Below are 19,035 nucleotides of genomic sequence, written 5' to 3' on the forward strand. Positions count from 1 at the left end.
GATAAGCAACGCAAAAGCACTTACGAATTAGACCTCACTTTCTATTAATCTAAATTTAAGCCCTATTTTTATAAAAATTTGCTGCTTTAAAAGATGAATGCCTTAAAAGTTATTATCTACTTTTCAATTTTTAAATACCCTTTAACCAAAGAGGAAATTTATGCATTTTCTTCATCTCAAAGCCTGGAAGATATTGAACAAGATCTGCGTACCTTGATTGAAAAAGAGATAATTTATAAACTAGGTAATTATTATACAGATATCAATGACGCTACATTAGTACAAAGACGAATTAAGGGCAACACAATGGCACAAAACATTATGCCTAAAGCTTTGCAAAGAGCAAAACTTATTATGTCTTTTCCTTATATTGAATCTGTTTGTATTTCAGGATCATTAGCTAAAAATTACTACGACGACCAAGGAGATATCGATTTTTTCATCATTACAAAACCAAAAAAATTATGGTTAGCTAGGACATTTTTAATTCTATTTAAAAAGCTCTTTCTGTTAAATTCAAAAAAATATTTTTGTGTGAATTATTTTATTAGTTCTGACCAATTAAAAATAGCAGAACAAAATAAATTTACGGCTACAGAATTAATAACGCTTATACCTATTTACGGTAAAACGGTTTTCAATGCATTCGTTTCTGAAAACCATTGGGCTTTTAATTATTACCCAAATAAAACAATAAATACAGCATCACTAGCTGAGGATTTTAAAAAACCTATTTGGAGCCGCACTATTGAAGTTTTATTCAACAATAAACTCGGAGAAAAACTAGATCAGTTTTTTAAAAAAATTACCTTAAAAAAATGGAAATCTAATTTTAAACATCTCAAGAAAAAAGAATTTGAGATTGCGATGAAATCTACTAATGATGTCTCTAAACATCACCCTCAAGATTTTCAAACACATGTAATTGTATCGCTAAACGAGCGCTACGACATTAAAAACAAAGCATTCAACCTAAACTTAACCATGGAACATGCTTGATGTTGTTTTCTCTCATTCATATTATTATAAGTTTGACCCTAAACAGTGGCAGAACAAAACCCCTTATCCTCCATTAGGCACTTTATATGCTGCCTCATATTTAAGAGAAAACGGTTATGATGTTGGCGTTTTTGATGCCAATCTTTTGGATGACCCAAAAACAATTCAACCTTATTTAAAAAAACAGTCACCAGCCTATTTTGTGTTGTATGATGATGGTTTTAATTACCTCACCAAAATGTGCTTAACCACTATGCGTGAAGCTGCTTTTGAAATGATAAAAATTGCTAAAAAGCAACATTGTAATGTGGTGGTTTGTAGTTCGGATTCCACAGATCATTATGAGAAATATTTAGATGCCGGAGCCGATTTTGTAATACAAGGCGAAGGTGAAATTACCTTAAAAGAACTTTTAGACACTTTAGAAAAACATGAGGACACCTCCGAAATTGAAGGGTTAATCTTTAAACGTGAAGAAGAAATAATTAAAAACCCTAAAAGAAACGTTTTACGAGATTTAGATATTTTGCCTTTACCTGCTTGGGATTTAATTGACATAAATGCCTATAAAGACATTTGGAAAAGTGGAGGAAATGAATTCACTTTAAATATTGCCACTACTCGTGGTTGTCCTTTTAAATGTAATTGGTGCGCTAAACCTATTTATGGCAATCGTTACAATTCACATTCACCAGAATATATTACAAAGCACATTAAATATTTATCAGAAACCTATGGTGTGAATCGTTTTTGGATGTGTGATGATATCTTTGGATTAAAACCCAATTGGGTTCAGAATTTTAATATAGAACTTAAAAAAGAGAAACTTTCCATTTCTTATTATATTCAAAGCAGAGTTGATTTACTCTTAAAAGAAGATACTATTGATGCTTTAGCAGAAAGCGGATTAAAAGAAGTTTGGGTTGGTGCAGAAAGTGGCTCACAAGCTATTTTAGATGCCATGGACAAGGAAACCACTGTGGAGCAAATCTATGAAGCTACGCAGTTATTAAAAGCTAAAAATATACGTGTGGCATTCTTTATTCAGTTTGGCTATTTGGGAGAAACCAAAGCCGACATTGCCAAAACTATTGCCATGATTAAAGAATTGGCACCAGATAATATTGGAGTTTCGGTTTCCTATCCGCTTCCTGGAACCCCATTTTACGATAAGGTAAAAGACGATTTAAAACTAAAAGCCAATTGGACAGACTCAGATGATTTAGCAATGCTTTTTAAAGGCACTTACAGCTCTAAATATTATAAAAAATTGCAGCGCTATGTACATAAGGAATATCGAAAAAGTCAAGCGTTTCAAAATTTAAAAACATTAATTAAAAATCCTTTTAAGTTATCGAAACCTCAATGGCGATCAATTATGTTATTAGGCTACTATTTACCCTCTGCTTTTTTAGATAAAATTCAACTTAAAAACATGGAACTTTCTAATGGTTAATGATTTCGATAGTGCTTCTAGTAAGTATGATGCTGAGTTTACGTTTTCTAATATGGGAAAGGCGCAGCGAAGCATGGTTTTTAAGTATCTCAATCCTATAATTCATCAAGATAAAAAGCTTTCAATTTTAGAATTGAATTGTGGTACAGGAGAAGATGCTATTCAATTTTCAAAATTAGGACATCATGTTATTGCTACAGATATTTCAGAAGGCATGATAAATGTAGCAAAAGCAAAATCTAACAATGTTAGTTTCCAAATTCAAGATATAAACACTTTGCATGAAAACTCATTTGAGACAAAATTCAATTTAATTTTTTCAAATTTCGGAGGCTTTAATTGCTTATCAAACTCTAAAATAGAGACCTTTTTTAAAACAGCATTTCATTTGCTTCAACCTAATGGAAAAATAGTTTTAGTGATTATGCCAAAACATTGTTTGTGGGAAAAACTATATTTTTCACTTAAAGGTGATTTTAAAAATGCCAAAAGAAGGCAATCAACAACCTCTGTTTTTGCTAATGTAGATGGTGTAAAAGTTAATACGTGGTATTATAATCCTGAAGATATTCTGCAGCGTTCTAAATCATTGTATAAGAAAGAAAACATAAAACCGATAGGATTTGCTATACCTCCTTCTTATCTTGAAAAATCATTTTTATCGAATCAACCCTTTTTATCCATTTTAAAAAGTGTTGACACCATAATGACAGGATCGTTTTGGTCTAAATATGCTGATCACTTTTTAATAGAACTCACTAAACCATGAGTATTATACTCACACATACTTATTATCTTCTTGAAGATGACAAGGAACAGAAAATTATGAAACCCTATGCACCACTTGGGTTGTTATATATTTCTGCTTACTTAGATGAGAATTCTATTGAAAACCATGTCTATGATTCCACTTTTTATTCTAAAGCAGAACAACTAACTTTTATTGAAGAAAAACAACCTAAAGCTGTCGCGATTTACACCAATTTAATGACAAAAATTAATGTAATTAAGTTAGCAAAAATCCTTAAAAGCGACGCTAAATATGGTTTTCCAAAACTAATTTTAGGAGGTCCAGATATTACCTATAATTGTGAAAACTATCTCAATATTAGTGTTGATTTTCTCATCATTGGAGAAGGCGAACAAACCACTTTAGAATTATACAAAGCTATTGCCAACAATGAAGACTTTAGTACAATTACAGGTATTGCTTATTTAGAAAATGGAAGCCTTATAAAAACGCCTCCAAGAGCTAAAATGAAAGACCTTTCAGATTTGCCCTTGCCAAACAGAGCTGCTATTCCTGTAGAAAAATATTTAAACACTTGGAAAACACATCATGGCCAAAGCTCCATGACCATAAGCACACAGCGTGGTTGTCCATACACGTGCAAATGGTGCAGTACTGCTGTCTACGGACAAAGCTACAGAAGACGACCCGCAAAATTGGTTGCAGCAGAAATGCGGATGTTAAAAGACACTTATAATCCGGATGGTATTTGGTTTGTAGATGATGTGTTTTCTGTGAGCCATAAATGGGTAAGAGAATTTCATAAGGAAGTCCTTAAACAAGATGCTATAATTCCTTTTGAATGTATTACCAGAGCAGAACGACTCAATGACGAAATTTTGCAATTATTAAAAGAAGCAGGCTGTTTTAGAATTTGGATTGGTGCAGAAAGTGGTTCTCAAAAAATCATTGATGCCATGGATAGACGTGTTGATGTAGATGTTGTAAAATCTGCCATTCAAAATACGAATGCATTAGGCATGGAAACCGGTACTTTTATTATGGTTGGCTATCCAGGTGAAGATGAAAAAGACATTAATGAAACCATAACCTATTTAAAGGCAGCAAACCCAACACACTTTACAATTACTGTGGCATACCCAATAAAAGGCACATCTTTATATAACGAAATTAAAGATAAAATAACGGTGCAACCTAATTGGGAAACTTCAACAGATAGAGATATTGATTTTACAAGAACTCATTCTCGAAAGTATTATGATTTTGCAGTGAGACGCATTGTAAACGAGGTTAATTATAGTAAGGAAATTTTAAAAGGACCTGATAAAAACCTTCTAACAACTTTCAAATTAAAAACGAAATCTATTTTAGCACAAACTGCGATGAAATTATATAGAGGATAATGGATTTTAGTAAATCACATATAAAAAACAAGGTTATTCACCTTACGGAAGCAACTAATTTATTCTCTGATATTTACATTGCTGTAAGAGATAAAGAACAACGTGTTTTAACAGATAAAGACGTTGCATTATTACCTTATATTAAGCGCAATGAATGGGAGTTTAGAATTAAATCTACCGAGCGATTTATAAATTACATAGGCTCTAAAAATGAAGCCTTAAATATTCTAGACATTGGTTGTGGCAATGGTTGGTTTACAAATGCAATAGCTGCTCTTTCTGAAAAAAATGTAGTCATAGGACTAGATGTAAATAGTGACGAATTAGAACAAGCTGCTCGTGTTTTTGAAAGGCAAAATTTACAGTTTGTTTATGGTGATGTTTTTAAAATTAAAGATGCTTTTATTGGCCAATTCAATATCATTACACTAAATAGTTGTGTTCAATATTTTTCAGATTTTAAAACTTTGTTTTCTACCTTAAAATCGTTTTTAAAACCAACTGGCGAAATTCATATTATTGATAGTCCGTTTTATAAAAACGATGTCATTACTGAAGCTAAAAAAAGAACGCTTAATTATTATACATCCATAGGATTTCCTGAAATGGTATCTAATTATTTTCATCATTCTGTTGATGATATTCTAGAATTCAAAACATTACATACAAACAAAAACAAATTACTAAACAAAATTTTGAATAAAAAGGATTCACCTTTTCCTTGGTTATGCTATAAAAAACAATAATTATAATTAAATAACACTTGAAGAAAACCTCATAAATAATGTGTAAAACCCTAGCTTAAAATAGTGGAAACTCAAACTTCACATATCGTTTTTTTAACTCCAGGTTTTGCTAAATCTGAAACAGACAGCACAACCATTCCTGCCTTACAGGTTTACCTGAAAAGCTTGAAACTAATACTGCCAAATATCCAATTGACCTTAATAACATTTCAATTTCCTTTTTCTAACAAACCCTATAAATGGCATGATATAGATGTTATTCCTTTAAATGGCAAAAACGCGTATTTAAAAAAGCTATGGACCTGGAAAAAGGTGTTACAGACACTTAAAAAAATTCACTTGAAAAACCCAATAACTACAGTACATAGTTTTTGGATTGGTGAATGCTCTTTTATTGGTTCTCGATTTTCTAAAAAGCATAATATTAAGCACATTACAACAGTAATGGGACAAGATGCGAATCTTAATAACAGTTATGTAAAATCATTAAAAAATAGTAACACAAAAATTGTTACTCTCTCTAAAAACCATAACGCGACCTTACTTAAAAATTACAAATTAGATTCTGTAATAATTCCGTGGGATTTAGACTCTGCAATATTCCCTGAGTTACAAGAAAGTACTATTGACATTTTAGGTGTTGGCTCTTTAAATAAGGTTAAAAATTATTCAGTATTCATAACTATTATAGCCAACTTAGTGCAAGTAAATCCTAATCTCAAGGCTGAAATCATTGGAGAAGGATCGTTGCGAGTTCTTTTAGAGAAACAAATTGAATTCTTAAAACTAAAGAATAATATTACTCTTATTGGGCAACTACCAAGACAAGCCGTTCTTAAAAAAATGTCGCAAGCTAAAGTACTGTTGCATACAAGCACATATGAATCCTTTGGATATGTATTTTTAGAAGCCTTATATTCGGGTATGCAAATTGTTTCTTTTGATGTTGGTGTAGCAAAACCTTTATCTGAATGGCAAATTTGTAGCTCTAAAAAAGAAATGGAAGACACTTGCAAGCTTATTTTGAACGCACCTAAAAAAGAAAAAAAACGTATAAGTTTAATTCAAGAAGACACATGTGTGTCTTCCTACATAAAACTATACAATGAATAGGTTATTACTGATAGGAATAAATACTATTCGAGGATTCTCTGGTCCTGTATTCAATTTTTTGATTGCGCTATTCGGAATTAAATTTTTCGGGAAAGAAGATTGGGGAGCTATGATTTATGCTTTGTTATTAGTCTTCTTGGTTGTGTTTATAATCAGTTGGGGAAATAAAGATTATTTAGTTAGAAAATATAGTGCTCAACCTTCTAAAATCTATCATGCCTTTTACTCTAATTTTTTTAGCAGAAGCCTTTTACTTCCTCTAGCTTTATTACTATTCTTGTTTTTTCCGTTCTCTATTGCTATTTGGTGTATTATCCTAGTAATTCTTATGCATTCATATAATGCGCTAGAAAGTTTAGTAATATATCATCAAAAATTTGGCTATCAATTTGTAGCAGAACTATTGGCCTTTGGGATTATCCTTAGCAGTATTTTTTACGTTGAAAATTTCGATTTACAGACGTTTTTAAAACTGTACTGTTTCGCTTTTTTTGTTAAATTTCTATGTCTAGTTACCAACCTAAAATTTTGGAAAGAGAAGTTTTCTTATAAAATATCAGTTAATGAATTTAAAGCAACATTTTGGTTTTTTATGCTTGGCTTGAGTGGTTGGGTCGCTTCAAAAGCAGACTTGTATATTGTTAATTTCACAATGCCAAAAGCTCAAATTTCACAGTATCAAATTGCAATTACTGCTTTCTTATTAATTCAGTCATTATCATACTTAATTATTTTACCATTTACTAAACATTTGTATAGACTCCCAGAAAAATCAATTGCTAAAATTAAAAAGATTTTAGCGCTTACCTCATTTCCACTTGTATCTGTATGTACAGTGATTTTATGGTTAGTTTTAGAAAACATAGCAAACTCAAACTTACCTGTAAATTTTTATGTTTTTGGAGGTTTAGCTTCCATACCAATATATTTCTTTATTATAGATATAATCATGTATTATAAGAATAAGAAAGAAAGCTCTATTTTAAAAATCAATTTTATAAATGCACTTTTAAATATAGTTCTCACATATTTATTAATACAAAAAATAGGCATAATGGGAGCCATTATAAGTGTATTTATAAATCAATGTAGTTTTTTGTGTTTCTATAAATTTAAACTAATTAAATGAATTAAAAAGATACTACACCAATAGCCTTTATTCCAACTTAAACGAACAATAAATCTATATGCTACAATTAATTAACACTTTTAAAAATTTGTTTTTTTACCGAAAACTGATTAAAAAAAATGATTTGTGTTTTGATATTGGAGCAAACCTAGGAGTTAAGAGTAAATTATACTTATCACTAAGAGCCAAAGTTATCGCTTTTGAACCACAAGCCAAATGTTATAAAACTTTACAAAAAATTAAACTCAAGCACACCAACTTTGAGGTAAATAAAAAAGCTATTGGATCTAAAAATGGTGAATTAGATTTATTCTTAGGAAATCATATTGAAATAGCAACGTTATCTAGTAAGTTCAAAACCTACTTCACAACTGAAAACATCTACTGGAACAAAAAAGAAACAGTTAAAGTTGTAACTTTAAATTCTCAAATTGAAAAATATGGAATTCCAGATTTTTGTAAAATTGATGCAGAAGGTTATGAATATGAAATTTTAAGAACCTTAAACCATAAGATTCCTATAATTGAGTTTGAATTCACAGGAGGATTCATAGAAGAGACATTATTATGCTTATCTAAAATAGATACCTTAGGAAATTATTCTTTTAATTATATTCTTAATGAAAACCTACAACTAAAACTTAAAAATTGGATAACTGCTGATGAAATGTACGTGAAAATAAAGTCTATGAGTATAGAAAATCTCCATGGTAATATTTTGGCTAAAACAATCCAATAATGGAAAACAAAATCTTAATATTTAATCCAAAGAGTGCTAATTCCAAGCACAGAATCCCTAACTCCATTATTCAGGTTGGTGCTGCTATACAGGGAAAATACGATTATGTTTTTGTAGATGGTAATATGGAAAGTGATCCATGGCAAACTATTTCTAATTACTTCTATACTGGAGAGTTTAAATATTTTTGTTCTACAGTAATGCCTGGTCCACAATTAAAACAAGCCATTCCTTACACAAAGAAAATAAAAGAATTATTTCCAAACACAATCACCATTTGGGGAGGTTATTTTGCTTCAAACCAATATAAAGTTTGCATGAATTCTGGATACGTGGATTATATTGTCAATGGACCAGGTGATAATACTTTTCCTCAACTATTAGATGTTTTAGAAGGAAAAACAGACCAAAAACTGATGTTAATACGCAATCTCATTTTTAAAGATGAGAATGGTAAAATAATACAAACAGTTAAAGAATCACTTTTAGACCAAGATTCATTGCCGCCATATCCTTATCAATATTTCAATACAATTTACCCATTAGAACGTTACCTTGCTAAGACGTTTATGGGACAAAAAACCTTAGCCTACCACTCTAGTATGGGCTGTCCTTTTACCTGTTCTTTTTGTGCTGTTGTGCCCATATATAATGCCAAATGGAAGGCAAAATCAGCAGAAACCGTATATAAAGATATTCTATTTTTTAAAGAGAACTATAATATCGATGCTATAGAGTTCCATGACAATAATTTTTTCACATCTAAAAAACGCGTTTTAGAATTTTCTAAATTAGTGATACATGATGAGATTCAATGGTGGGGAGAAGGACGTATAGATACACTAAATAAATATTCTGATGAAGAACTACAATTAATGCGAAAAGCAGGCTGTAAAATGATTTTTCTTGGTGCAGAAACTGGTAATGATGAAGTTCTAAAACAGATGAATAAAGGCGGAACACAAAGCGGACAAATGATTAAAGACTTTGTGTTAAGGATGAAAAAAGCCGATATTATTCCAGAACTTTCCTTTGTTTTAGGTATGCCAGCAGACACAGAAGCACAAGTCTACAAACAAATACTTTGGGATATTAATTTTATAAAAGAAATAAAAGCTATAAATCCTGAAGCCGAAATAATAATCTATTTATACAGTCCTGTTCCCACAGAAGGCTCAGAATTATATCAACAAATATTAGATGCTGGTTTTTCTTTTCCAAAAACTTTAGAAGAGTGGATAGATCCAAGTTGGGAAAAATTTGATTTACGTAAAAATCCATTAACGCCTTGGTTAAAACCTTACATGATTGATAAAATACAAAATTTTGAAACCGTAATGAATGGTTATTATCCTACAGTCTCAGATTTCAAAATAAAAGGATATAAAAAGAGCATTTTAAAACTAGTCTCTGGTTACAGATATAAATATGGCGTATATCAAATGCCTTATGAAATAAAAGCTTTACATAAAATTTGGAAATACAGACAACCAGAAATTGAAGGATTCTATTCAGAATGATAAAAAAACTACTTAAAAAAGCCATACATCCTTTCCTGAAATTTGGAATGGAAAAATTCTTTGCAAAACCTAGGTTGTTTACGCATGAAGGTATAGAAGTTATGGTAATGCCAGAAGTCTTTCCTCCTCATTACACCTTCAGCACAAAAATACTATTAGATTACATATCATCTATAGACTTAAAAAGTAAAACCTTTTTAGAGTTGGGTTGTGGATCTGGTATTGTGTCATTATATGCAGCATCTAAGCAAGCCATAGTAACAGCTTCTGATATAAATAGTATTGCGCTTAAAGCACTTAAAGATGCTAAGATTAAAAACAACCTAGAACTAGAAATAGTAAATTCTAACTTATTCAACCATATCGAAAATCAAAGCTTCGACTATATAATAATCAATCCTCCCTATTATCCTAAAAACCCAAAAAATGTAAAAGAACAAGCATGGTTCTGTGGAGAAAATTTTGAATATTTTGAAAATCTATTATTACAATTATCAAAAAGATCAGACCATACTATTCTGATGATTTTATCCGAAGATTGTGATATTCAAAAAATTACAAGTATAGCTGATAAAAATAAGCTTCAATTACATCTAGAGATTGAACGAACTAGATTCTCAGAAAGGACTTTTATTTATAGAATTAGCCATAAATAACAATAGTACTTTAACTCAAAAAACATAAGACAAAAATCCAGAATCTTAACACCACTGATACTCAGCACAAAAAAACCTGCATCTAGGTTTGGTTATCTCAGAGTTTATCGTAAATTTGCAAACTCTTTTTTAAGAAGAGGAATGTTTAATCTTTTTGCGCTGTGAAGCGTAAATATAAATCAAATTAGTGTGGATACATTAAGCTACAAAACAGTTTCAGCTAACAAAGCTACCGTTAATAAGGAGTGGGTTTTAGTAGATGCTGAAGGACAAACTTTAGGTCGCTTAGCTTCAAGAGTAGCAATACTTTTAAGAGGTAAGCACAAGCCTAATTTTACGCCACACGTTGATTGCGGTGACAACGTAGTTGTTGTTAATGCTGAAAAAATCAACTTAACTGGTAACAAATGGACGGAAAAAAGTTACATCCGTCACACAGGTTATCCAGGTGGTCAAAGAAGTTTGACAGCTACTGAATTATTTGGGAAAGACCCAAGTAGATTAGTAGAGAAGTCAGTAAAAGGAATGTTACCTAAAAACAAATTAGGAGCAGCTCTTTTTAGAAATTTAACAGTTGTTACTGGTACAGAGCATGCTCATGCAGCTCAAAAACCTAAAACAATGAAATTAAACGAAATTAACTAAATGGAAGTAATTCACAAAATTGGCCGTAGAAAGACGGCTGTTGCTCGTGTGTACGTTGCCGAAGGCAGTGGCAAAATCACAGTGAACAAAAAAGACATGGCGGATTATTTTACTACTGCAACGTTGCAGTATAAAGTAAACCAACCTTTAGCCTTGACTAACAATGATGGCAACTTTGATATTACTGTTAACGTATATGGAGGTGGTATCACCGGCCAGGCAGAAGCAATACGTTTAGGCCTTTCTCGTGTTATGTGCGAGTTAGATCCTGAAAACAGATTAGTATTAAAGCCAGAAGGTCTATTAACTAGAGATCCAAGAATGGTAGAAAGAAAGAAATTCGGACAAAAGAAAGCCCGAAAGAAATTCCAATTCTCGAAACGTTAATATCCAAACAACACTTAATTCAGAACTTGTTTTTTCAGGTTCTGAATTATTTTATTTTATTGAAATTAAAATTTATTCTGAAGTCATTCAGGTAAATTAAAAAGATCCCAAAATAAATTTGGGACAAAGTTTAGCATCTAAATGATTAAGGCGAGCAACAGCGACCACTTCATCATTGCTAATTTAACAGAACGTAAACTATTACAAAATGGAAAAAGTAGAAGTAAAAGAATTACTTGAAGCAGGTGTACACTTCGGTCACCTTACACGTAAGTGGAACCCAAACATGGCTCCTTACATTTATATGGAACGTAACGGTATCCATATTATCAACCTTTACAAAACAGCAGCAAAAATTGAAGAAACTTCTGAAGCTTTAGCTAAAATAGCAGCATCAGGAAAGAAAATCTTATTCGTTGCAACAAAAAAACAAGCTAAAGACATCGTAGCTGAAAAAGCAGGTGCAGTAAACCAACCTTACATTACTGAGCGTTGGCCTGGTGGAATGTTAACTAACTTTGTTACTATCAGAAAAGCCGTTAAAAAAATGGCTGCTATTGATAGAATGAAGAAAGATGGTACATTCAACTCTTTATCTAAAAAAGAACGTTTACAAGTAAATCGTTTACGTGCAAAATTAGAAAAGAATTTAGGTTCTATTTCTGATATGACACGTTTACCAGGTGCTTTATTCGTAGTTGATATTATGCGCGAGCATATTGCAATTAAAGAAGCTCAAAAATTAAATATTCCAATCTTCGCAATGGTAGATACAAACTCTGACCCACGTGAAGTTGATTATTTAATTCCTGCAAATGACGATGCCTCTAAATCTGTAGATAAAATTTTATCTATCGTAACATCTGCAATTGCTGATGGCCTAAACGAAAGAAAATCTGAAAAAGCAGAAAAAGAAGCTAAATCTCAAAAAACTGAGAAAAAAGCAGAAGCAAAACCAGCTCAACCTGCTGAAAAAGCTCCTGTTGCCTCTCAAGAAGAAGAATAAATAACATTTAGAAAATATTCAAAAGTCGTTTAGTTCTTTTCTTTGTAGAAAATTAATTATTCGACTTTTTTAATTTAAAAATTATGGAAAATACTGTAAAAGTTACTGCAGCAGAAGTAAACAAGCTAAGAAAAGCAACTGGTGCTGGAATGATGGATTGTAAAAAAGCTTTAGTTGAAGCTGGTGGTGATTTTGATAAAGCCATTGAAGTATTACGTAAAAAAGGACAAAAAGTTGCAGAAAAAAGAGCTGACAGAGATTCTTCAGAAGGTGCTGCTATCGCAAAAATAAATGCTGACAACACTTCTGGTGTTGCTATCGTTTTAGGTTGTGAAACTGATTTTGTTGGTAAAAACGAAAACTTCGTAGCATTAGCTAACGATTTAGCAGATATTGCTTTAAACAACGATACAAAAGAAGCATTTTTAGCTGCTGATTTTGGAGGTATGACTGTTGCTGAAAAATTAATTGAGCAAACAGGAGTTATTGGTGAAAAATTAGACATCACTTCTTTTGAGAAATTAGATGCACCATACGTTGGTCAATACGTTCACATTAACAAAATTGCTGCTTTAGTAGGTTTATCTGCTAAAGTTGATAACGTTGAAACTTTAGTAAAAGACGTTGCAATGCAAGTAGCTTCAATGGGAGCAACTTCATTATCTTATAAAGATTTTGATCCAGCATTTATAGCATCAGAAACTGAAGCACGTATCGCAGTTATTGAAAAAGATAATATCGAATTAGGACGTTTAGGTAAAACCTTAAAAAATGTACCAAGTTACATCTCAATGGCTCAACTAACTCCAGAAGTTATCGCTGAAGCTGAAGAAGCTGCAAAAGCAGAATTAAAAGCAGAAGGTAAACCAGAGCAAATTTGGGATAGAATTTTACCTGGTAAAATGGAACGTTTTATTTCTGATAATACAACTTTAGATCAAGAACAATGTTTATTAGATCAAAAGTTTATTAAAGATGAAAAGCAAACCGTTGCTGATTATGTTAAAACTTATGGTGACGTTACTGTTACTGGTTTTAAACGTGCTACTGTAGGTTAATCAAATATATTTAAAACAGTCCCAAACTTTCGGGATTATAAAAACCACTATGTCTCAGAGATATAGTGGTTTTCTGTTTTTTATAACTCAACGATGCCAAAAACTAAAATTAACGAATAGATTTTTTAATAAAATTAATTTTGGCTTTTTTTTCACTTTTACAGAAGCTAATAATTACGTAGCTTTGCTCAACTTTTTAAACAATCTAATATTACCTAGAAACTGTCTGATGAAATATAAAAGAATACTACTAAAATTATCTGGTGAAGCTTTAATGGGAAATCGCCAATATGGTATTGACCCAGAACGTTTATCAGAATATGCCAAAGACATAAAAGAAATAACAGATTTAGGTATTGAAGTTGCTATTGTTATTGGAGGAGGAAATATTTTTAGAGGTGTTGCAGGAGCAATGAATGGTATGGATCGTGTTCAAGGCGACCATATGGGAATGTTAGCCACTGTAATTAACGGTTTAGCTTTACAAAATGCATTAGAAGATGCAGACGTAAAAACACGTTTACAAACAGCTATTAAAATCAATGAAGTAGCAGAACCTTTCATTAGACGCAAAGCAATGAGTCACCTTAGAAAAGGACGTGTTGTCATTTTTGGAGGTGGTACTGGTAATCCTTATTTTACTACAGACTCTGCAGCTGTTCTACGTGCTATTGAAATTGAAGCAGACGTAATATTAAAAGGCACTCGTGTTGATGGTATTTACACAGCTGACCCTGAAAAAGATAGCTCTGCAGTAAAGTTTGACCGTATTTCTTTTGAAGATGTTTTAAAGAAAGGACTTAAAGTTATGGACACAACAGCGTTTACATTAAGTCAAGAAAACAATTTGCCAATCATTGTTTTTGATATGAATAAAAAAGGCAACTTATTAAAAGTAGTTACCGGTGAAAACATTGGTACTAAAGTCAACCAATAATTTTTGGCTCAAATTTTGATAAAATCTAATTAAAATTTCAACATTATGAACGAAGACATTAAATTTATAATAGATTCAGCAAAAGAAGCTATGGATGCTGCAATAAAGCATTTAGAAAAACAATTAATTAATATTAGAGCAGGTAAAGCTAGTCCTGCAATGTTAGGAAGCGTAATGGTAGATTATTATGGTTCTCAAACACCTTTGAGCCAAGTAGCAAATGTAAATACTCCAGATGGTAGAACTATTACTGTTCAGCCGTGGGAAAAATCTATGCTGCAAGAAATAGAACGCGGTATTATGATTGCTAATCTTGGTTTTAATCCAATGAATAATGGTGATACTATTATAATAAATGTTCCGCCTTTAACGGAAGAAAGAAGACGTGATTTAGCAAAACAAGCTAAAACAGAGGCCGAAGATGCTAAAATCGGAATTAGAAATTCCCGTAAAGAAGCAAACAATGACATTAAAAATTCTGAGGTTTCAGAAGATTTACAAAAAAACGCCGAAATCGATGTGCAAACATTAACGGATACTTACGTTAAGAAAATTGATGCTATTTTAGAGGTTAAGGAAAAAGAAATAATGACGGTTTAATCTATAGACTATACGTCTCAATTTTTCTTGGGCTATTTTTCTTAAAACATAATTTTAATCATAAATGTTACAGCGTCAGCTTATTATTTTTCTTTTGATGCTCGTATCATTTAGTTATGCGCAACAACAACCGCCTAAAAGAGAAAAAGACTCTACACAGCACGCACAAGATTCTATTAAAAAAACCGAATTTTTAAAGACAATAGGCAATGGTTACCTCCCTTTTAAATACTTTAATCTCGACTTAAGATACCTAGTAAAATTTAATCAGTACGAAGGTTTTAGAACAGGATTAGGAGGTATTACCAATGATAAATTTTCAGAACGCTATCGCTTAGATGGTTATTTAGTGTATGGCTTTAGAGATGAAAATTTTAAATATAAAATTGGTGGAGGTTTTAGAGTAAACGAAGCTTCCAACACATGGGTAAATCTTGCCTATACCGATGATTTACAAGAATCTGGAAGCTCAAAATTCCTAACAGACAAACGTTTTTTTACCTTTTTCGAGCCTCGTCTAATCAATATCAGTTTATTTTATAGACACATAACTAAATCTGTCTCATTACAGCACAAAGTAACCAATCACCTACTTTCAGAAACACAATTAGCCGTTTCTAAAGTAACACCAACATATTACTACAACTATTTACTCGATGGTAAAAGTTATCATTCTTATGACTTAAGTACCGCAAAGCTTAGTATGCAATGGAGTCCTTTTAGTCATTTTGAGTTAGTAAATGATAAAATAAAGGAAACCAAAGATGGTTACCCTAAATTTACATTACAACTTACTCAAGGCTTTAAATCTGTTTTTGGTAGTGATTTTACCTTTTCAAAACTCGATTTTAGAACTATACATCAATTTAATCATAAAAATGAAGCTGTAACCAATATTACATTAGTTGCAGGAGTTGCAGGTGGAGACACACCACTGACACACTTGTACCATGCCTATCCAAATAATATTACAAAAGAAACCATTTTGCAACGCTTCTCTGTAGCCGGAATAAACAGTTTTGAAACCATGTATTTTAATGAATTTTTTAGTGATAAATTTTCGACACTACAACTAAAACATGCTTTTAAACCTTTCAAAATATCTGAACGTTTTAAACCACAATTAGTTTTAATATCAAGATATGCTTTAGGGGAAATGACTAGCAAAAGCAGACATGAAGGGTTTGATTTTAATACGCTTGAGAAGTTATACTCAGAATCTGGTTTAGAAATCAATAAATTATTTTTTGGCTTTGGGCTGAGTTTTGCATATCGCTATGGTAGTTATCACCTACCTAAATTAGAAGATAATATGGCTTTTAAGTTTACCTTCAATATTTCATTATAATCTAAATTATAATACTGTTAATTACCGTACTAATCATTAGCTTTTTTCTACCTTTGCCGCTTATTTTATTTAGCGAATGTTTAAACTTTTAACCACAGGATTTTGGGAAGCTATTGCGAGACTTATTCTACGTAATAAAATCTTCATACTTATTGCTATTATAATTACTACTGTGTTTTTTAGTATGCAATGGAAACACATGCGCTTCACCTTTACTGAAGCCAATCTTTTACCAGACGATCACGAAGTCAATCTAATTTATAATAATTTTTTAGACGTTTTTGGTGAAGAAGGGAACCTAATTGTTTTAGGTGTTAAAGATTCAAGCCTTTTTTCAGTAAAAGAACTTAACGCTTGGAACAAACTTGCCGATTCATTTAAAGGTTATGACGAAGTAGAGTCTGTGCTATCTATAAAAGATCTTCAAAAATTAGTAAAAAATACAAAAGAAGAAAAGTTCGACTTAGAACCATTTATCAAAGATTCAATACATAGTATTAAAGAAATAGATCAGCTTCAAGAGGAACTCTTTAAACAATATCCATTTTACGATAATTTCTTATTTAATGCAGAAACTAAAACGATAAGAACTGCGATTTACCTTAAAAAAGATATCGTAAATACATCTGCAAGAAAGGATTATATTCTAGATAATTTTCTTCCAAAGGTTGAAAAATTTGAGAAAGAAACAGGACTCGATGTTCGCATATCTGGTATGCCATACATTAGAACCTTAAATGCAACAACTATTGTAGGTGAAATTCCCATTTTTATTGGAGCAGCACTTTTTGTGACCTCCTTAATATTCTTCTTATTTTTTAGGTCATTTAGAGCCACATTTATTTCTCTTATTGTAGTTTGTTTTGGTGTGATGTGGACGTTTGGTATCATAGGATTACTAGGTTATGAAATAACGGTGCTTACCGCATTGATTCCTCCCTTAATTATTGTTATTGGGATACCTAATTGCGTTTTCTTAATTAATAAATATCAGCAAGAAGTAAAATCTCATGGTAATAAAGTAAGGTCTTTACAGCGAGTAATTACCAAAGTTGGTAATGCAACCTTAATGACTAATATTACAACTGCTTCTGGTTTTGCTACATTTATTCTTACTGAGAGTAAATTGCTTAAAGAGTTTGGTATAGTAGCTTCACTAAGCATTATAGCCATTTTTATACTATGCTTGCTTATTATTCCTATTCTTTACACGTTTTTACCTTATCCTAAAGAACGCCACTTAGAGCATTTAAACAAACGATGGATTGGTGCTTTTGTAAATTGGATGGAAAACATGGTAAAACATAGAAAAATTACCATCTACGCTACAGCTTTACTGTTAATTGTGGGAAGTATTATTGGGATTTATCAGATTAAAATCTCTGGAAGTCTTATAGAAGATATGCCTCAAGATACCGAATTCTTTAACGATATACGCTTTTTTGAAACTGAGTTTAATGGTATTATGCCATTAGAAATAATGATAGATACCAAACGAAAAAAGGGAGTTATGAAATTAGCGACTTTAAAACGTATGGAACAGTTAGAAGAATTAATTCATGACATCCCTGAATTATCTCGACCAATCTCTGTAGTGAGTTTGGTAAAATATAGCAAACAAGCCTATTATAACGGGAACCCTAAATACTATCAATTACCAACAAGCCAAGAAAATAATTTTATTTTATCTTATGCTAAAAACTCAACATCTAATGTTGACATGCTTAGTAATTTTGTAGATAGTACAGGTCAATATGCTCGTATTACTACATTTATGAAAGACATTGGTACGGCAAAAATGGAACGTATTCAAGAAGATTTACAAACCAAAATAGATAAAGTATTTCCTAAAGAACGCTATAACGTTATTATTACAGGTAAAGCTCTTGTGTTTCAAAAAGGGACAAAATATTTGGTTAAAAACCTAGCCATTTCATTAACCTTAGCCATTGTTCTTATTGCGTTATTTATGGCATACCTTTTTCGTTCGTTTAGAATGATTATTGTATCATTAATACCTAATTTATTACCGTTATTAGTTACAGCTGGCTTAATGGGTTACCTTGGAGTACCTATTAAACCTTCTACTATTTTGGTATTTAGTATTGCTTTCGGAATTTCAGTAGATGATACTATTCACTTTTTAGCAAAGTATAGGCAAGAATTGCAAGCTAATCATTGGAAAATTAAAAAATCCGTATACGCAGCACTTAGAGAAACTGGTGTCAGTATGATCTATACATCTATTGTACTATTCTTTGGATTTTCGGTATTTACAATTTCAAGCTTTGGTGGAACCGTAGCTTTAGGAGCCTTAGTTTCTATAACATTACTATTTGCAATGCTTTCTAACCTATTGTTATTACCTTCTCTATTATTATCTTTAGAGCGTAATATTGCAAACAAAGAAGTGTTACGAAAACCTTCAATAAATATTATTCCTTCGGAAGAAGATGATGAAGAGGAAGATTCAAAACAAAACAATTAATAAGACTAATATGACTTTAAAATATGCTTTGATTCATTAGAATTGAATGCTTTA

The 19,035-nt window shown here is 31.5% G+C and carries 18 protein-coding genes; all 18 read left to right on the plus strand.

Annotated features, from left to right (window positions below):
* Positions 1–93: 93 nt before the first annotated feature.
* The 18 genes from ACJJVO_RS10635 to ACJJVO_RS10720 all read left to right on the plus strand — a co-directional run bounded on the left by ACJJVO_RS10635 (position 94) and on the right by ACJJVO_RS10720 (position 18,981).
* Complete coding sequence (locus tag ACJJVO_RS10635) at positions 94–999, plus strand: nucleotidyltransferase domain-containing protein (protein WP_405573824.1); 906 nt, start codon at positions 94–96, stop codon at positions 997–999.
* Positions 992–2,455: a B12-binding domain-containing radical SAM protein gene (locus ACJJVO_RS10640; protein WP_405573826.1), complete on the plus strand. Its 1,464-nt coding sequence runs from the start codon at positions 992–994 to the stop codon at positions 2,453–2,455. The genes ACJJVO_RS10635 and ACJJVO_RS10640 overlap by 8 nt, the downstream gene beginning before the upstream one ends.
* Positions 2,448–3,224 carry a class I SAM-dependent DNA methyltransferase gene (locus ACJJVO_RS10645; protein ID WP_405573828.1) on the plus strand — a complete coding sequence of 259 codons (777 nt, stop codon included), beginning with the start codon at positions 2,448–2,450 and terminating at the stop codon, positions 3,222–3,224. The genes ACJJVO_RS10640 and ACJJVO_RS10645 overlap by 8 nt, the downstream gene beginning before the upstream one ends.
* A complete protein-coding gene (locus ACJJVO_RS10650; protein WP_405573830.1) occupies positions 3,221–4,609 on the plus strand; it encodes a B12-binding domain-containing radical SAM protein in 1,389 nt (462 codons plus the stop codon). The genes ACJJVO_RS10645 and ACJJVO_RS10650 overlap by 4 nt, the downstream gene beginning before the upstream one ends.
* Positions 4,609–5,355 carry a class I SAM-dependent methyltransferase gene (locus tag ACJJVO_RS10655; protein WP_405573833.1) on the plus strand — a complete coding sequence of 249 codons (747 nt, stop codon included), beginning with the start codon at positions 4,609–4,611 and terminating at the stop codon, positions 5,353–5,355. The genes ACJJVO_RS10650 and ACJJVO_RS10655 overlap by 1 nt, the downstream gene beginning before the upstream one ends.
* A 63-nt stretch (positions 5,356–5,418) precedes the next feature.
* Entirely contained in the window at positions 5,419–6,468 is a 1,050-nt protein-coding gene (locus tag ACJJVO_RS10660; RefSeq protein WP_405573836.1) for a glycosyltransferase, read from the plus strand.
* A complete protein-coding gene (locus ACJJVO_RS10665) occupies positions 6,461–7,597 on the plus strand; it encodes a lipopolysaccharide biosynthesis protein (protein ID WP_405573838.1) in 1,137 nt (378 codons plus the stop codon). The genes ACJJVO_RS10660 and ACJJVO_RS10665 overlap by 8 nt, the downstream gene beginning before the upstream one ends.
* 58 nt (positions 7,598–7,655) lie before the next feature.
* The gene (locus ACJJVO_RS10670; protein WP_405573841.1) at positions 7,656–8,336 is read left to right on the plus strand and encodes an FkbM family methyltransferase; all 681 of its coding nucleotides are present in this window, start codon (positions 7,656–7,658) and stop codon (positions 8,334–8,336) included.
* A complete protein-coding gene (locus ACJJVO_RS10675; protein ID WP_405573844.1) occupies positions 8,336–9,856 on the plus strand; it encodes a B12-binding domain-containing radical SAM protein in 1,521 nt (506 codons plus the stop codon). The genes ACJJVO_RS10670 and ACJJVO_RS10675 overlap by 1 nt, the downstream gene beginning before the upstream one ends.
* The gene (locus tag ACJJVO_RS10680; RefSeq protein WP_405573847.1) at positions 9,853–10,512 is read left to right on the plus strand and encodes a methyltransferase; all 660 of its coding nucleotides are present in this window, start codon (positions 9,853–9,855) and stop codon (positions 10,510–10,512) included. The genes ACJJVO_RS10675 and ACJJVO_RS10680 overlap by 4 nt, the downstream gene beginning before the upstream one ends.
* Positions 10,513–10,701: 189 nt before the next feature.
* Entirely contained in the window at positions 10,702–11,157 is a 456-nt protein-coding gene (rplM, locus tag ACJJVO_RS10685) for a 50S ribosomal protein L13 (RefSeq protein WP_115817021.1), read from the plus strand.
* The gene (gene rpsI, locus ACJJVO_RS10690; protein ID WP_020894710.1) at positions 11,158–11,544 is read left to right on the plus strand and encodes a 30S ribosomal protein S9; all 387 of its coding nucleotides are present in this window, start codon (positions 11,158–11,160) and stop codon (positions 11,542–11,544) included. It abuts the gene before it with no gap.
* 208 nt (positions 11,545–11,752) lie between these two features.
* The gene (gene rpsB, locus ACJJVO_RS10695; RefSeq protein ID WP_405573850.1) at positions 11,753–12,550 is read left to right on the plus strand and encodes a 30S ribosomal protein S2; all 798 of its coding nucleotides are present in this window, start codon (positions 11,753–11,755) and stop codon (positions 12,548–12,550) included.
* A gap of 83 nt (positions 12,551–12,633) precedes the next feature.
* Complete coding sequence (gene tsf / locus ACJJVO_RS10700; RefSeq protein WP_405573853.1) at positions 12,634–13,608, plus strand: translation elongation factor Ts; 975 nt, start codon at positions 12,634–12,636, stop codon at positions 13,606–13,608.
* Between the two features lie 229 nt (positions 13,609–13,837).
* Positions 13,838–14,545 (plus strand): UMP kinase, encoded by a 708-nt coding sequence (gene pyrH, locus ACJJVO_RS10705; protein ID WP_405573854.1) that lies wholly within the window; start codon positions 13,838–13,840, stop codon positions 14,543–14,545.
* Between the two features lie 45 nt (positions 14,546–14,590).
* Complete coding sequence (frr, locus tag ACJJVO_RS10710) at positions 14,591–15,145, plus strand: ribosome recycling factor (protein WP_405573856.1); 555 nt, start codon at positions 14,591–14,593, stop codon at positions 15,143–15,145.
* Positions 15,146–15,242: 97 nt separating this feature from the next.
* Complete coding sequence (locus tag ACJJVO_RS10715) at positions 15,243–16,493, plus strand: DUF5686 family protein (protein ID WP_405573858.1); 1,251 nt, start codon at positions 15,243–15,245, stop codon at positions 16,491–16,493.
* Between the two features lie 76 nt (positions 16,494–16,569).
* A complete protein-coding gene (locus ACJJVO_RS10720) occupies positions 16,570–18,981 on the plus strand; it encodes an RND family transporter (protein WP_405573861.1) in 2,412 nt (803 codons plus the stop codon).
* Positions 18,982–19,035: the final 54 nt, after the last annotated feature.

The sequence above is a fragment of the Winogradskyella sp. Asnod2-B02-A genome (genome assembly GCF_045063645.1).
Taxonomy (GTDB): domain Bacteria; phylum Bacteroidota; class Bacteroidia; order Flavobacteriales; family Flavobacteriaceae; genus Winogradskyella.

Excerpts from the sequence above, each read along its gene's own strand:
- ACJJVO_RS10715 (WP_405573858.1), top strand. The coding sequence starts at position 15,243 with ATGCTCGTATCATTTAGTTATGCGCAACAACAACCGCCTAAAAGAGAA.
- tsf (WP_405573853.1), top strand. The coding sequence starts at position 12,634 with ATGGAAAATACTGTAAAAGTTACTGCAGCAGAAGTAAACAAGCTAAGA.
- pyrH (WP_405573854.1), top strand. The coding sequence starts at position 13,838 with ATGAAATATAAAAGAATACTACTAAAATTATCTGGTGAAGCTTTAATG.
- ACJJVO_RS10720 (WP_405573861.1), top strand. The coding sequence starts at position 16,570 with ATGTTTAAACTTTTAACCACAGGATTTTGGGAAGCTATTGCGAGACTT.
- ACJJVO_RS10645 (WP_405573828.1), top strand. The coding sequence starts at position 2,448 with ATGGTTAATGATTTCGATAGTGCTTCTAGTAAGTATGATGCTGAGTTT.
- ACJJVO_RS10675 (WP_405573844.1), top strand. The coding sequence starts at position 8,336 with ATGGAAAACAAAATCTTAATATTTAATCCAAAGAGTGCTAATTCCAAG.
- ACJJVO_RS10640 (WP_405573826.1), top strand. The coding sequence starts at position 992 with ATGCTTGATGTTGTTTTCTCTCATTCATATTATTATAAGTTTGACCCT.
- ACJJVO_RS10665 (WP_405573838.1), top strand. The coding sequence starts at position 6,461 with ATGAATAGGTTATTACTGATAGGAATAAATACTATTCGAGGATTCTCT.
- frr (WP_405573856.1), top strand. The coding sequence starts at position 14,591 with ATGAACGAAGACATTAAATTTATAATAGATTCAGCAAAAGAAGCTATG.
- ACJJVO_RS10680 (WP_405573847.1), top strand. The coding sequence starts at position 9,853 with ATGATAAAAAAACTACTTAAAAAAGCCATACATCCTTTCCTGAAATTT.
- rpsI (WP_020894710.1), top strand. The coding sequence starts at position 11,158 with ATGGAAGTAATTCACAAAATTGGCCGTAGAAAGACGGCTGTTGCTCGT.
- ACJJVO_RS10635 (WP_405573824.1), top strand. The coding sequence starts at position 94 with ATGAATGCCTTAAAAGTTATTATCTACTTTTCAATTTTTAAATACCCT.
- ACJJVO_RS10670 (WP_405573841.1), top strand. The coding sequence starts at position 7,656 with ATGCTACAATTAATTAACACTTTTAAAAATTTGTTTTTTTACCGAAAA.
- rpsB (WP_405573850.1), top strand. The coding sequence starts at position 11,753 with ATGGAAAAAGTAGAAGTAAAAGAATTACTTGAAGCAGGTGTACACTTC.
- ACJJVO_RS10650 (WP_405573830.1), top strand. The coding sequence starts at position 3,221 with ATGAGTATTATACTCACACATACTTATTATCTTCTTGAAGATGACAAG.
- ACJJVO_RS10655 (WP_405573833.1), top strand. The coding sequence starts at position 4,609 with ATGGATTTTAGTAAATCACATATAAAAAACAAGGTTATTCACCTTACG.